General features: G+C 68.5%; 13 protein-coding genes. 9 read left to right on the top strand and 4 right to left on the bottom strand.

Annotated elements, in window-relative coordinates:
* Positions 1 to 44: 44 nt before the first annotated feature.
* The 7 genes from AB2U09_RS05475 (at position 45) to AB2U09_RS05445 (ending at position 5621) form a co-directional block, all read left to right on the top strand.
* Positions 45 to 1295, top strand: a complete 1251-nt coding sequence (locus tag AB2U09_RS05475) for an ABC transporter substrate-binding protein (RefSeq protein ID WP_459191685.1) — start codon at positions 45 to 47, stop codon at positions 1293 to 1295.
* 111 nt (positions 1296 to 1406) lie between these two features.
* On the top strand, positions 1407 to 2756 hold the full coding sequence (locus AB2U09_RS05470; protein WP_459191684.1) for an ABC transporter substrate-binding protein: 1350 nt from the start codon (positions 1407 to 1409) through the stop codon (positions 2754 to 2756).
* 117 nt (positions 2757 to 2873) lie between these two features.
* Positions 2874 to 3794 (top strand): DUF7551 domain-containing protein, encoded by a 921-nt coding sequence (locus AB2U09_RS05465; protein ID WP_459191683.1) that lies wholly within the window; start codon positions 2874 to 2876, stop codon positions 3792 to 3794.
* Between the two features lies 1 nt (position 3795).
* On the top strand, positions 3796 to 4584 hold the full coding sequence (locus tag AB2U09_RS05460) for a DUF7260 family protein (RefSeq protein WP_459191682.1): 789 nt from the start codon (positions 3796 to 3798) through the stop codon (positions 4582 to 4584).
* A 92-nt stretch (positions 4585 to 4676) separates the two neighbouring features.
* Positions 4677 to 5075, top strand: coding sequence for a metal-dependent transcriptional regulator (locus AB2U09_RS05455; RefSeq protein ID WP_459191681.1), 399 nt, complete (start codon positions 4677 to 4679; stop codon positions 5073 to 5075).
* 94 nt (positions 5076 to 5169) lie between these two features.
* Positions 5170 to 5337, top strand: coding sequence for a hypothetical protein (locus AB2U09_RS05450; RefSeq protein WP_459191680.1), 168 nt, complete (start codon positions 5170 to 5172; stop codon positions 5335 to 5337).
* A complete protein-coding gene (locus AB2U09_RS05445; protein WP_459191679.1) occupies positions 5334 to 5621 on the top strand; it encodes an amphi-Trp domain-containing protein in 288 nt (95 codons plus the stop codon). The genes AB2U09_RS05450 and AB2U09_RS05445 overlap by 4 nt, the downstream gene beginning before the upstream one ends.
* Before the next feature lie 35 nt (positions 5622 to 5656).
* Here the strand turns inward: AB2U09_RS05445 and AB2U09_RS05440 are convergent, their stop codons facing one another.
* Complete coding sequence (locus AB2U09_RS05440; protein ID WP_459191678.1) at positions 5657 to 6229, bottom strand: DoxX family membrane protein; 573 nt, start codon at positions 6227 to 6229, stop codon at positions 5657 to 5659.
* A gap of 369 nt (positions 6230 to 6598) precedes the next feature.
* On the opposite strand from AB2U09_RS05440, the gene AB2U09_RS05435 reads away from it, so the two are divergent.
* Positions 6599 to 6889 carry a DUF211 domain-containing protein gene (locus AB2U09_RS05435; RefSeq protein WP_459191677.1) on the top strand — a complete coding sequence of 97 codons (291 nt, stop codon included), beginning with the start codon at positions 6599 to 6601 and terminating at the stop codon, positions 6887 to 6889.
* Positions 6890 to 6895: 6 nt separating this feature from the next.
* Positions 6896 to 7477, top strand: coding sequence for a VIT1/CCC1 transporter family protein (locus AB2U09_RS05430; protein ID WP_459191676.1), 582 nt, complete (start codon positions 6896 to 6898; stop codon positions 7475 to 7477).
* Between the two features lie 167 nt (positions 7478 to 7644).
* On the opposite strand, the gene AB2U09_RS05425 is transcribed toward AB2U09_RS05430, so the two are convergent.
* The 3 genes from AB2U09_RS05425 to AB2U09_RS05415 form a co-directional block, all read right to left on the bottom strand.
* Positions 7645 to 9456, bottom strand: a complete 1812-nt coding sequence (locus AB2U09_RS05425; RefSeq protein WP_459191675.1) for a hypothetical protein — start codon at positions 9454 to 9456, stop codon at positions 7645 to 7647.
* A 164-nt stretch (positions 9457 to 9620) separates the two neighbouring features.
* A complete protein-coding gene (locus tag AB2U09_RS05420) occupies positions 9621 to 11201 on the bottom strand; it encodes a cellulase family glycosylhydrolase (protein ID WP_459191674.1) in 1581 nt (526 codons plus the stop codon).
* A gap of 68 nt (positions 11202 to 11269) precedes the next feature.
* Positions 11270 to 13651 carry an endo-1,4-beta-xylanase gene (locus AB2U09_RS05415; RefSeq protein ID WP_459191673.1) on the bottom strand — a complete coding sequence of 794 codons (2382 nt, stop codon included), beginning with the start codon at positions 13649 to 13651 and terminating at the stop codon, positions 11270 to 11272.
* Between the last annotated feature and the right edge of the window lie 17 nt (positions 13652 to 13668).

The following is a 13668-nucleotide window of genomic DNA, read 5'->3' as shown; positions in this document are numbered from 1 at the left end:
TAAAAACCAGAACCTCTTTGTGTGTTTTAGGCTAGCCGAAACCCATGGAACGTGACAGCGAGGCGGAGAGGGAACCGACGCGCAGGGACTACGTGAAGTACGGCGGAGCGCTCGTGGGTGGCGGGATACTGGCCGGCTGCACCGGCGACGAGTCCACCGAGACGCCCGCTGGCGACGGCGGGGACACCACCGCCGCCGAATCCAGGACGGAGACGCCAACGCCGACGGTGGCAGGCAGCGACTCGTCGACGGAGACTGGGGGCGCCTCGGGCTCGTACTCGGTGACGATGGAACCGGTCGGAACAGTCGAGTTCGACGCCGTCCCGGAGTCGATCGCGCCCTTCACCGCCGACTACATCGACATGCTGGTCGCGCTCGGCCACGCCGACGCGGTCGAGTCGATCTGGTATCGCGGCCGCTACAAGACGATCCACTACGAGGAACTCGACGGCGTCTCGATCGACCTCGACGGGCTGACCCAGCTGTGGGCCGACGGCGTCCCCAAGGAGCCGTTCTACGAGATGGACGCCGACCTGCACCTGATCGACCCCCACGCGCCGACCGAGTGGTTCCAGGCGTGGAGCCAGTCCGACCTCGATGAGATCCGCGACAACGTCGCGCCGTTCCTCGGGAACGTCATCTTCCGGCGGACCGACGACTGGCACGACTACCGCTACTACTCGCTGTACGAGGCCTTCGAGACGGTCGCGGCGATCGTCCAGGAGCGCGAACGGTTCGAAGCGATCCGGACGATGCACGACGACCTGGTCGCGACGGTCCAGTCGCGGTTGCCGGCGCCCGACGACCGGCCGAACGCCGCGCTCGTGTTCGCCGGCGAGGAACCCGAGGAGTTCACGCCCTACCGACTGTCGGGCAACGGCGCCAACAAGGAGCACTTCCGCACGCTGGGCATCGCCGACGCGTTCGCCGGCACCGGCGTCGACGGGCTCTCGACGAGCGAGCGGGGCACCATCGACTACGAGACCATGCTCGAAGTCGACCCCGACTCGCTACTGTTGCGGTACCACGAGGAAGGGAAGACCCGCGAGGAGTTCGAGAACTCCGTCCTCGGCTACATGCGCGACCACGAGATCGGGAGCCAGTTGACGGCCGTCCAGGAGGGCCGGGTGTTCCGCGGCGGGCCGATCTACGCCGGGCCGCTGCACAACCTCTTCATGATCGAACGGTACGCGAAGGCCTATTTCCCCGAGGAGTTCACCGAGGAGGTACTGTTCGACCGCGACGAACTCGCCCGGATCGTCACCGAGGGCACCGACAGCGCGACCGACGACTGAGTCGCCGGACTGCGATCGGGACCCGGAAACCGGCCGACGCGACGCCCCCGCATACTTTTGGTGTGCCTAAAAATCGGTAGCTATTTACGCATTTTAGGCTAGCCTAAAACCATGGAGCGAGAGTCCGGTTCACGCGGGGAGTCGACGCGCAGGGAGTACCTCGGACGGGCCGGTGTGCTCGTCGCCGGCGGGCTGCTGGCCGGCTGTACCGAAGGGGAGGACACGGGGACGACGGCCGACGGGGCGGCCGGTGGGTCGAGTCCGTCGGCCACATCCAGGGAGACAGCCACGCTGACTCCCTCGGCCACGCCGACGCAGACGGCCACGGAGGCGGAAACGGAACCGCCGACGACCGAACCGCCCGGGCCGTACACCGCGTCGATCGAGCCGGTCGGCGAGATCACCTTCGAGGAGCCGCCCGAGACGGTCGTGAGCGGGTGGGGGTTCGTCGGCGACGTGCTGATGGCGCTGGGCCACGGCGACAGCGTCGTCGGGATGTCGCGACCGGGGTTCTGGTATCAGGGGTTCTACGAGCTGCTCCCGGACGTCTCGATGCGTGATACGACCGAGATCCCGGCCGTCGTCTCGAAGAACTACAGCGTCGACCGCGAGCTGCTCCACGAGCTCGACCCGGACCTGCTGGCGACCGATCCCAACAGGTACGTCGGGTGGTACGGAGTCGAAGAGTCGGCTGTCGAGTCCCTCACCGAAAGGATCGCGCCCTTCTTCGGCAACGAGAGCCGGTCGAAGCGCTCGTCGGACTGGCCGAACTGGCCCGACGGCGAGCCCTACGACTACTACGGCGTCGCCGAGTTCGTCGAGCGCTACGGCCGAGTGTTCCGCGAGGAAGAGCGCGCGGAGGCGATGATCGACCTCTACGAGTCGACCATCGACGACGTCACTTCGCGAGTGCCCCCCGAGGACGAGCGGCCGACCGTCGCGGTGTTGAACGCCTTCGCCAACCCCGAGAACCGCGGATTCTTCGCGGTCAACGACCCGAACCCGGCACTCGACAAGACCCACGAGCGCAAGCAGTACCGCGACCTCGGCGTCGTCGACGCCTTCGCGGGGAAGTACCCCGAAGCCGGCGGTCACTACGACCTGAAGACGGACATGGAAGGGATGGCGGAAGCCGACCCCGACGTGATCGTGTTCAAGGAGGCCGTCAACGCCCTCGGCGGGCAGACCGTCTACGGCAACAACGAGGCCTACGAGGGGACCCTCGACGCGCTCCGGACGAGCGAGGTCGGCAAGCAGCTTACGGCGGTCCAGAACGACCGGCTCTACCCCGGCGGCACGGGCTCGCAGGGGCCGATCATCAACCTGTTCCAGACGGAGATGCTCGCCAAGCAGCTCTACCCCGACGAGTTCGGCGAGTGGCCCGGATTCGGCGAGATCCCCGAAGACGAGCGGCTGTTCGACCGTCAGCGCGTCGCCGACATCGTCAACGGCGAGTTGTGACATGCAGGGGGTCGCCAGCGCGAGGAGAGCACGATCGAGAGAGTACCCCGTCGATGGCCGTGAGCGCACCGCGCGCCCGGGTCGGCGGAGCGGTTCCGGAGGAGAAACCGAGACACCATGATAGGAACGACACTCACCGACATCCGAGCACGGATCGAGTCGCTCGCCAGCGAGAACGGGTCGTACTACGTGGTCTGCGGGCGCACCGGCGACCGGCCGGTACCCGCGGCCGGACTGCGGTTCGAGACCCGCTCGGAGGCCCGTGCCGCCGTTCGCGCGACCGAGCAGTACCGGCGCGCGCTCAGGCGGTACGACCCACGAACGCCGCAGTACGACCTGATCGTCTGTGAGGAGAGCGACCCGCCCGGACGCCCCGGGAACTCGGCCGAGGGCGGTCCCGGCACGGAGGGGGCGACGACCCCGAATCCGATCCCGGATCGGGGAGCGCAGTCGCCGCCGCAGCACGAGCGGATCGAGTTCTGCCATCGCGTCGCCGCCGCGACGTTCGAGACGCTCTCGGAGGGGGACTACGAGGGCGTCGAGACCGCCATCATGGACACGTACTTCGAGCGCGCCGAGACCGTCGAGGACCCCGACGACCTCTGTCTGTGCCTGCTGGAGAGCGCGGCGACCGAGATCGACGAGCGGCTCCCGCCGCGCCGACAGGCCGAGGTGCTGTCGACGACCGCGTCACAACTCGTCCCGGGCGACACCGCGGACGAGCCGGTGGCCGCGGCACTGCGGGCGCTGCGCCGGCGTGGGCTGATCGGCGAGTTCACCTGCGCGCCGGCGGCCATCGACCGGGCGAGTGGCTCTCGGTCGGTCCGGACGATCCTCTCGGAGTACGCGCTCTCGCCGCGGGACGGGCGGCTGCCCGTCCTGCCGGTGGCCGTGGAACTGTACCGACACCGCCCCGCCCACGGGCCGGCGGCGCTCCGCGTCGCCGCCGTCGACGAGGGGTGGCGAGTCACCGTCGAACTCGGGGCGGACGGCGAGCCGAACGGCCTCTCGACGGCCCCGATCGGACCGGGTGAGTAGCGTGTCGGTCGAGACGCACGTCCACGGCGCGCTCGAACGTGCCCGGAGCGAACGCGACGCCCTCGAAGCGAAGATCGACGCCTACGAGCGGTTCGAGCAGCGGGTCCGCGACGTCTCCACGGAGACCGCGCGAGCGCCAGCGGCGGACGCCGCGACGATCGGCGGCGCCCAGCGGTTCGTCGGCCAGTCCAGCGCGGACCACTGTCGGACCGTCCGCGCGGCCTTCGCGGAGACGGTCCGCCCGCACAGCGTCGCAGACGTCGACGACTCCGAGCCGCTGGTGGCGACGATCCACGCCGAACTCGGCGAGTCGGTGGCGGTCGCGCTCGCCCCGACGACCGAGACGACGTTCACCGCCGAGGTGAAACGCGTCGTCCTCTCGGAAGCGGCCGCTCGCGGGGCGGAAACGGCGGTCGCCCGTCACGCGGTCGAGCGAGAGATCGACAGCCTCCGTACGGCGGCGTCGCTGGCAGACGACGTCCTCGCGTGGATCGAGCGGGCCGAGGAGACGCCCGCGGGGGCGCTGGAGTTCGACGGCCTGCGCGAGCGCCACGCGGAACTGGAAACGTTCAGCGAGCGCTGCGACGAGGTCGTCCGCGACCGGCAGTCGCACCTGCGGGGGACGACCGGCCGTGACACCGATGCCGCGGTTGATCACGAGTTCCTCGCCGAGTTCCTCTACGGGGACTTTCCGGTCGACTACCCCGTCCTGTCGACGATCGCCAGCGTCGACGAGACCTGCCGGGAGCGCCAGCGCACGGTCCGCGACCATCTCACCGGGAGGGCGTGAGTCGGCGTGGTCCGAGTGCCGCGAGCGGACCGGCGTCGTGCCCGACGAATCGACTCGCCAGCGACAGCCGAACCACCCGGGAGCGAGGGGCCGTGACCGGGGACGCCGAGTACCTGATCGCGCTCTACGAGGCCGAGCAGGAGGTGTCCCCGCCGATCCCGCCCGGTCGTATCGCCGACGCGCTGGAGCGGTCGCCAGCGGCGACGACGGAGATGTTGCAACGCCTCGAAACGCGCGGGCTCGTCTCGTACGAACCGTACGAGGGAGCGACGCTGACCGAGGAAGGCCAGGCCGTGGCAGCCGACCACTACGACACCTACCGGACGCTCGTGCGCTTCTGCCGCGACGTACTCGAAATCGACGACTACGAGGCGGAAGCCCGGAAACTGACCGGTCAGGTCAGCCCCACTGTCGCCGAGCGGCTGACCGCGATGCTCCTCGACGAAAGCGACGGTCGTGAGAGCGCGCCACAGTCGCTGTGGTCGGAGTGAGCGCACGGAGTGACTTCCTCCGGAACCCCGGTCCCAGCGCGCACCCCGACCGGAACCGGGCACTTTTTATTTTAGGTGTGCCTAAATAGATCCGATGGCCGTTGGTACCCAGTCGCACGCGGAACAGGAGTCCGGGCGGGGCGCGGACGACCGACCCGAGATAGCCGTCCGGGAGAGTTCCCCGGAGCGGTACGTCTTCGTCGAATCGGGGAACACCGAGGGGTGGATCGCCACCGACGCGACTCGCGAGGTGCCCCGATGACCGAGGAGGACACCGACGAGCGCACGACTATCAGGCAGGGGCGGGATTTCGAGCAGGAGTATCGGCTCGACGCGAGCGAGGCCGGCGAGTTCCTGATCCGGCTCGGCGAACAACTCCGGGACGACAACGAGCTCACGATCACCGACGAGGAGTGGGAACTGCCGTTCGCCTTCGGCGAGCCCGTCGAACTCGAGATCGACTACGAGGGCGTCGGTGAACCGGAACTGGAGATCGAACTGGAGCTTCCGGGTCGGACCGACGAGAGCGCACCCGGTGTCGAATAACGAGAGCGCTACGGGAGAAGGGGGCGCCCTCGGCGTCAGCCGAGGACGTATTCGAGGGCGGGGTAGCGCTCGACGAGCGCCTGGCCGCCGATTTCGTACCGTTCGATGATCGCGTCGAGCCCGAGGATGCGGCCGGCGCCGAAGGCGGCGACCGCGAGGAACACGAGCATGTACGCGAAGTCCCCGTTGATGACGCCGTGGGCGATGTCCCAGTTCCCGAAGTAGAACATCAGCATCATCAGGGCGCCGAAGAACGCGGCGAGGCGAACCAGCGCGCCGACGAGCAGCCCGAGGCCGATGAGCAACTCACCGTACGGGACCGCGACGTTGGCGAACTCGACGAACCACGGCGTCGACCCCATCCACGCGAACATACCCGCCAGCGGGTTGCCGTTCGTCGCCGCCGAGTGGGCGAGGTAGCCGCCCGCGCTGAACGGTTCGGCCGCGGTGATCTTCGAGTACCCCGAGTAGGCGAACGCGTAACCCATCATCAGTCGCAGCGCCAGCACGAACCACGCGCTCAGGCTGTGTGCGCGACCCGAAACGGTCAGGTCGCCGATCTTGCTCTCGAATACGTTCGAGCCGCCGGTGTCTTGTCTGGTAGCCATTTTGCTCACATCTATAGAGACGCTGCCTCCGACGATATACCCCGCAGGGGATTCTTCAAACCCGAGAATTCCCGCACGTTTGGCCGCAGCGACCACGAAATCGATCGTGGGAGCTCTCAGACTGGACCGCCGGCGCCTGTCGACTCGCCCGGCCGTGTTCGACTACCAGACCGGTCGATCTGTCGCTGTTGTCGGATACTACTCCGTGACGAGCCGAATCCGGACCGGTGCCCCGGGAGTTCCCAGTCACGTCGACAGGATCGCCCCCCGGTTCGCCGACTGCTCCACGGCCGTACCGCCGGACGTGATCGGGCGGCGGGAACGGACCATCCTGCACGCTTAACAGTGGCGCTGCCGATAGGTTCGCCAATGAGCACCCTTCGCCGCGTCACGCTCGACGTCCTGAAACCCCACGATCCCCCGCTGCTCGAGTTCACCGAGCACGTCGCGGATATCGAGGGCGTCGACGGCGTTTCGTCGTCGCTGATCGAACTCGATCAGGAGGTACAGAACGTCAAGCTCACGATCGAAGGGGACGCCCTCGACTACGCGACCATCGAGGAGGCCGTCGGCGGGCTCGGCGGAACCGTCCACTCCGTCGATCAGGCCGCGTACGGGGAGTACGTGGTCGAAGAGCGGCGGACCCCGCAGGACGGCTGAGTCGACGTGTCCTCGAGAATCCGTCTCCTGCGGTCGCTCCTCGGACGGGAGGACGTTCGATCGATCTCCCGCCGATACTTCGTCTCGAACGGGTTCGACGGTACGTTGACGAGCGTCGGTGTCATCATCGGTGCGGTCCTGTCGGGCGTCCCCGATGGGCTCGCGGTCATCAAGATCGGCCTCGGCGCCGCCGTCGGGCTCGGGACGTCGGCGGTCTGGAGCGTCTGGGAGATCGAGCGCGCCGAGACGAAAGCCGAGATCCTCCGGATGGAACGTGCGATGCTCACCGATCTCGACGACACGCGCGTCGAACGCGAGCAGCGGGGAGCGCGCGTGATCCACGCGATAGCCAGCGGGCTCGGGCCGCTCATCGGCATCCTCATCCCGCTCGTCCCCTTCCTGTTCGAGGGTTCCGTCTTCACGCTGACCGAGGCGGGAATCGTCGGGGTCGCGCTCGGGATCGGTGTGCTCGGCGTCTTCGGGGCGTACATGGGTTCTATCTCCGGCCAGCGGTGGTACGTGTCCGCGATCCGGATGGGGCTGGCCGGGCTCGTCGTCGCCCTGATCAGCCTCTTTCTGCCCGGGTAGCCGCCGGTCTCGTCGACGCGGAGGCGTACCGTTCCTCTCTAGAGGCGCCGCGAGGAATCGAACTCGAACGGCCGCGAGACGAACAGAGAACAGGAAACCGACAGAAGTGGCGGTTCAGTCCCGCCGGACAGGAAACGGCGGGGCACCGCCGGTCGGTCCGCACCGAGTCAGTTGGGGACCCGGTAGGTCAAATCGACCGCGTCGAGCAGGTCGTCGTTCCGGTCGAGGTCCGTCTCGAGTTCGACGTGCAGCGAGTTCAGCATCGTGTCGACGAGGGTCTGGCGCTCCTCGCTGGTCGACCAGTCGTCCGCCGAGACGGGAGTCCCGATCTCCATCGCGACGCTCTGGTTCGGGTAGAGCGTCCGCATGTGGTACGGTTCGTCGTGGTTGGCCAGCCGGACCGCGTACGCCGAGAGGTTCTCGTAGTCGGGGTGGAGCACCTCGATGACGTCGCGCTGGGGGTGACCCAGCGACGAACTCGGCCGATGCGGATTGTTCCAGTGGCCGTCGGCGAGGTTCGCGCCGTCGCCCGACGGGCCGAGCCACCAGATGACGGCGCCGTCCTGGAAGTACGGCACCTCGCTGGTGTTCGTGAGCCGGATGTACTGGTTGAGGTACGCCCCGCCGGTCTCGTGGATGCGGACCTCCGCCTCCATCGGCGCGTTGGCGGTGAAGCCGTCGCCCATCGACTCGCCCGTCACGGGATGAATCTTCTCGGCCGCGGCGTCGAGCACCGGGTTGTCCTCGTTAGTGAGAACCGAGTCGGGCAGCGGCGCCGAACTGCCCCACTCACGGCTGTCGTCGTACTGTGGCTGGTCGTGGATCCGGTCGCGCACGCGGACCTCGTCGGGCTGGTAGGTCCGCGCGTCCGTCGGCCAGCGGTCCTGAATGAGCTGGTCGGGATCGTTCGTCGCGGCCGTCGGGCCCGCGGTCTCCGCCCAGACAGTATCAGGCTCGTCGTGGACCCCCGGGTCCTCCGTCTCGTCCGGGAGCAGCGCCAGCCGCGGGAGGAGCTTGACCGCCGCGTGCGCGGGGAAGTCGTTCTCGGCGAGTTGCTGCACCATCGGCAGCGCCCGGGACCCCAGGTCACCGAGCGTGAGCGAGCCGTCCTGGACGTTGTTCTGGACGGCCTCGACGTCGTAGCCGAACTCCTCGGCCTTCTCGGCGTCGGTCCAGCCGTCCCCGGAGTCCTGCTCGCCGGGCAGGTAGTCGAGGAAGTCCCGCGGCACGTAGTACGGGTCGTCGAAGTGCTCGCACAGCTCCGCGACGGTCGTCTCCGCGGTGATATCGGCCGGGAGCGTGTCTGGCTCGGGCGGCCGGTCCGGGAACGGCGCGTCCCAGCCCGCTCCCGGATCGGTCGGGGTGTCCGTCCCGTCGTCGGGCGTGTCGGTGCCGTCGTCCGGCGTGTCCGTCGGCGTCGGGCTCGCGGTCGGCGTGGCGGTCCCTCCCCCGCCGGCGCCGTCCGAATCCGTCGAGAACGCGATCCGGTCGATCTCGATCGCGCCCGACGACCCCTCCCAGAAGTTCATGCGGACCGCCTGCGGGCTCGACAGGTCGGCGCCGGCCGCCGCGAGGTCGACCGAGACGGTCGACCACTCGGTCCCGATGGCGTCGTCGGTGAGGTTCGCGAGCAGGTCCTCGGCGCCGCCGACCTTCAGCCGGAACTGGGACTCCTCGCCGCCCGCGTCCCCCCGAACGCGGAGCGCGAGGTACTGGTAATCCGAGACGTCCCGCGTGACGTTGCTCGCGAACCAGCCGGCGTTGTCGTACTCCAGCCGGAGCGCGCCGTCGGTGACCTCGCCGTCGTCGTTCTCGAAGCTCCCCGCGCCGGCCCAGTACCCCAGGTCGTTCGACCCGGGATAGGTGCCGCCGTCGAACTCGTGGACGACCAGCGCCTCCTCTTGGGCCAGGACCGTCGACGCCAGCCCCAGGCTGCCGAATGCGATTCCCCCTTTCAGTACGGTTCGTCTATCCACCATTGCAAGTTACATGTTCGTCCGATGCCTATTAATGTTAACGAATAGCAAAAATAAGTTAGTTAAAATTAAACCTATCCGGACCCAAGGGGGAATCCGGCGCCGCGAACTGGGCGCGTTCACTCGACGCGCCCGGTGGGGTACGGGAGTCGTCGCAGGGACCTCGCTTACTCCAGTCGCACCTCCTCGATCTCTAGCGTGCTGGCTCCCCCTTGCCAGAAGTTCAGCCGGAGCGACAGCGACGACGCCGAGCGGTCGACGCCCGCCGATTCGAGGTCGACGGTCACGTCCGACGCGCTCGTGCCGATAGAGTCGTCGGTGACGTTCGACAGGAGCGTCCGCACCCCGCCCATGTCGAACAGCACCTCGGACTCCTCGCCGCCGCTGGCGCCGCTGACGCGCAGCACCAGCGTCGAGTAGTCGGTGACGGACTGGTTGATCTGCTCCTGGAACCAGCCGCCGTTGTCGTACTCCAGTACGAGCGCGCCGTCGACTTCCTCGCCACCGCCGTTCTCGAACGACCCGGCGCCGCACCACTGGCCCAGATCGTTGCGGTTCGAGGACCAGCCGGGGTCGCCGTCGTAGTTATCCACGACCAGTCCCGCTTCCGGCGTGTCGGTGGGCGTCTCCGGTGTCTCCGTCGGCGTGTCGGTGTCGGTCGGCGTGTCCGGGGTATCGGTGTCCGTCGGGGTGCCCGGCGTGTCCGTGGCGGTCCCACCGCTATCGCCGAGCTTGTCGTAGACGACGTCGAAGTAGTCGCTCGTCGCGTACTCGTCGGCGCTGCAGTCGTCGCCCCAGTAGGGGTCGGCCATGTTCATGCTGGTGCCGTCGCCGTTCCAGGACCAGCCGATCACCGGCCAGCCCAGCTCGTTGGCGTGGTCGACGATGGCCGACCAGTCGGCCTGGCCGTCGCTGTTCTCGGGCATGCTTCCGAACTCCCCGACCATGCAGGGGTAGTCCGTCTCGTCCAGGACGTCTAGGTCCTCGGCGGCGAGGTACTCCCCCGTCGTCGCGTTCCAGCCGACAGGGTAGACGTGCGCCGAGAGGATCAGGTTGTCGTCGTCGATAGACTCGACGGCGTCGGCCAGCCGGTAGGTCCCCTGCCCCCAGCCCGGCGCGTCGCAGACGATCGGTCCCGAGTAGTCCGTCCCGTCGCGGACGGTCGAGAGCGCGTCGTTGTACGCCGAGGCGTACTCGTCGGCGGTCACCTGATGGTTGCCCCACTCGTTCATCAGGTTGATCGTGAACTCGGCGTCCTGCGAGAGGTAGTCGTACTGCTCGACCCACCAGTCGGCCGCGTTCTGGAGGTGGGACGGGTCCGCCGAGCCGTTGTGCGGGTGGTGGTGGTACGTCGCCAGGACGTCGTACCCGTGCTGGTAGGCCTCGTCGATCCAGCGCTTGGCGTCGTCCATCGTGGACTGGCTCTCGCCCATCGACGGGGGTTCGATCTCGATGCGGACCGTCTCGATGTCGGGGTACTCGCCCATCAGGTCCCAGCCGAGGTCCTGGTCGCCGCTGCAGTAGTACGGCGGCATCAGGTTCACGCCGTCGCCGAAGTCCGCGCCCGCCGCGCTCGACGGCGTCGTCGCGAGCGCCCCGACTGCGCCGAGGGCGACGCCCCCGCCGATCGCCTGCAGGACCGTCCGCCGGCCGGACGAGAACCGGGCGCCCGCTCCGTCGTCGCCGCCCGCCGTCTCGCCGTGCTGTTCGCCGTCCTGTGCGTTCGAAGTCGTGTCGTCGTGGCTCATCTGTGTCGTGGTGGTGTGGTCGGTCTGTCGTCCGAGTCGATGCGTCTCGCGAGGGTCGATGCCGTCGTTCAGGAAGGCGTGTCGCTCACCCCGCCGGAAGAGTCAGCCCCCTCGGCCCCGCCGGCCGATTCGCTGCTCGCAGCGCCGGACTCGCTCGCCGCTGCAAAGGCGATCCGGTCTATCTCGACCGCGCCGGCGTGACCCTCCCAGAAGTTGAACCGCACCGAGTTAGGCTGGGCGAGGTCGGCGCCGGCCGCCGCGAGGTCGACCGAGACGGTCGACCACTCGGTGCCGATGGCGTCGTCGGTGAGGTTCGCGAGCAGGTCCTCGGTGCCGCCGACCTTCAGCCGGAACTGGGACTCCTCGCCGCCCACGTCGCCGCGGACGCGGAGGTGCAGGATCGGACGGTCGGCGACCGACTGGCCGACGTTGCTCGCGAACCAGCCGGCGTTGTCGTACTCCAGCCGGAGCGCGCCGTCGGCGACCGTCCCCGAGCCGTCGCCGTTCGCGAAGCTCCCGGCACCGGCCCAGTTCCCCAGGTCGTTCGACCCGGGGTAGGCGCCGCCGTCGAACTCGTGGACGACCAGCGCGTCGCCGGTCTCGCCGCCGTCGTCGGCCGCGTCTGTCGTCGCCTCGACGGTCGCCGCGTCGGACTCGTTGCCGGCGCCGTCGACCGCAGAGACGCCGATCTGGTAGGACGTGTCGGCCGACAGGCCGTCGACCGTCGCGGTCGTCATGCCGGCGCCGACGGTCTGGTCCTGCGAGCCGTCGACCGAGACGGCGTAGTGGTCGAGTCCCGCGGTGCCGTTGTCGGTCGAGGCGTCCCACGAGACGGTGACCGTCGAGTCGGTCGTCGACGTGACCGAGAGGTTCGCCGGCGTCGTCGGGGGCTGGGTGTCCTCTCGGCCCTCGCCGTCGCCCTCGACGGTCACCGTGACCGTCGTCGTCCCCGCGGCGTCCGTCACGCTGATCGTCTCGGTCGTCGACGTGCTGTCGGTGCTGACGGTGATCTCGTGCTCGCCGAGGAAGGCCGTCGTCGCGTAGGTGCCCGAACCGTCCGTGGTCCCGCTGTCGCTGGTCCACCACTCGTCGTAGACCAGCCCGGTCCACACGTCGTAGGCGGGTTTCCGCGACCAGTCGTCGTAGAACAGCGGCGCCTCGTCCTGCCAGTGTCGACCGTCCCAGAAGCCCCACATCACGAAGTCGTCGACGCCGGGATGGCTGAACGCCCCCCGCAGGTAGTTCTCCAGCACGTCGGCGCGCTCCTGGTCTCCGTTCCAGTCGTCGCCGCCGTAGGTGTCGAACTCCGTGATCTTCACGCGCGCGCCGTGGTCGGCCCACTTGTTGATCTCTGCGACGACCTGACTCGCGTCGATCCGGCCGTCCGGGTCGCTGTTGGTGTTGAACTCGCCCTGCCAGGCGGCCACGTGCGTCTGCAGCCCGACCGAGTCAAGTTGCGCGGCGTTCGAGTTGAGGTGGTCGATCTCCGACTCGTACCGGCCGTCCGCGTACGAGTAGGGGAACAGGTTGAAGTCGTTGACCGCGATGCCCACGTCCAGATCGTTCTCCTCGATGACCGACGCGGCCTTGCTGTACCAGTCGGCCAGCAGCTCAGAGGTCCACGGGACGACCTCGCCGTTCCAGGGCTCCTCGGTGTCGATCTGGTCGCCGTAGACACCGATCTGGAGCTGGTAGGCGTGCATTGCCTCGTTGACGACGTCCCACTCGGTCAGGTCGTCGCCGTAGTGGGTGATGACGTCCTCGATGTGCTGCATCGAGCGGTCGCGGATCGTCTGGGCGTCCCGTTCGTCGATCGCCGTCTGCACGTCCGACGGGATGGCAGCGACCCCCTCGCGTCCCCAGATGCAGGTGTGGCCGCGCACGTCCAGTCCCTGGTCGAGCAGCCAGTCCGTCGCGTCGTCGGACAGCTGCCCGTCGTTCTCCCAGAAGCGCCACTTGTGGTAGTTCCCCAGGACGGCCTTGTTGAACAGTTCGGGGATGTACTGGCGGTAGTTGTCGCCCTCGCCGAACTCGTTGATCAGCGCGTCGGCGCTGACGGCCGTCCCGAAGCCGAACTCGTGTTCGACCATCTCGACGGAGACCTCGGCGTCGGCGACGGCGGTCCCGTCGGGGTTCTCGACGACGACGTCCAGGTCGCCCGTCCGGTGCTCCTGGATGCGCTCGTCGACGGTTTTGGACGTGTCGGCCGTCTCCGCGGACGCGGTCCCGGTCGCCGCGCTCCCGATCCCGGCCGCTGCCGCCGCGGCCAGCGACGCCTTGAGGTAGCCACGCCGGTCCATCGTTGCCAGTGCGCCGGCCGCCTCGTCGGACGTGTTGGCTGCCTCGTCGGGCGCGTCCCCTGCCTCGGCGGCGTCGGTTGCATCCCTCGCCGCCTCGTTCTCGGTCGATCCCCCTGTTCGTGTCTCGCTGCGGTGTTCGTCCCTTGCCATGACTCAGTTGTCCGCTG

This window comes from Halosimplex yunnanense (assembly GCF_054504345.1).
This window is presented reverse-complemented; position numbering and strand designations above follow the sequence as displayed.

What these genes read in the sequence shown, in the direction of transcription:
- AB2U09_RS05470 (WP_459191684.1), top strand. Translation starts at nt 1,407, where the DNA reads ATGGAGCGAGAGTCCGGTTCACGCGGGGAGTCGACGCGCAGGGAGTAC.
- AB2U09_RS05425 (WP_459191675.1), bottom strand. Translation starts at nt 9,456, where the DNA reads ATGGTGGATAGACGAACCGTACTGAAAGGGGGAATCGCATTCGGCAGC.
- AB2U09_RS05435 (WP_459191677.1), top strand. Translation starts at nt 6,599, where the DNA reads ATGAGCACCCTTCGCCGCGTCACGCTCGACGTCCTGAAACCCCACGAT.
- AB2U09_RS05450 (WP_459191680.1), top strand. Translation starts at nt 5,170, where the DNA reads ATGGCCGTTGGTACCCAGTCGCACGCGGAACAGGAGTCCGGGCGGGGC.
- AB2U09_RS05415 (WP_459191673.1), bottom strand. Translation starts at nt 13,651, where the DNA reads ATGGCAAGGGACGAACACCGCAGCGAGACACGAACAGGGGGATCGACC.
- AB2U09_RS05440 (WP_459191678.1), bottom strand. Translation starts at nt 6,229, where the DNA reads ATGGCTACCAGACAAGACACCGGCGGCTCGAACGTATTCGAGAGCAAG.
- AB2U09_RS05420 (WP_459191674.1), bottom strand. Translation starts at nt 11,201, where the DNA reads ATGAGCCACGACGACACGACTTCGAACGCACAGGACGGCGAACAGCAC.
- AB2U09_RS05445 (WP_459191679.1), top strand. Translation starts at nt 5,334, where the DNA reads ATGACCGAGGAGGACACCGACGAGCGCACGACTATCAGGCAGGGGCGG.
- AB2U09_RS05475 (WP_459191685.1), top strand. Translation starts at nt 45, where the DNA reads ATGGAACGTGACAGCGAGGCGGAGAGGGAACCGACGCGCAGGGACTAC.
- AB2U09_RS05465 (WP_459191683.1), top strand. Translation starts at nt 2,874, where the DNA reads ATGATAGGAACGACACTCACCGACATCCGAGCACGGATCGAGTCGCTC.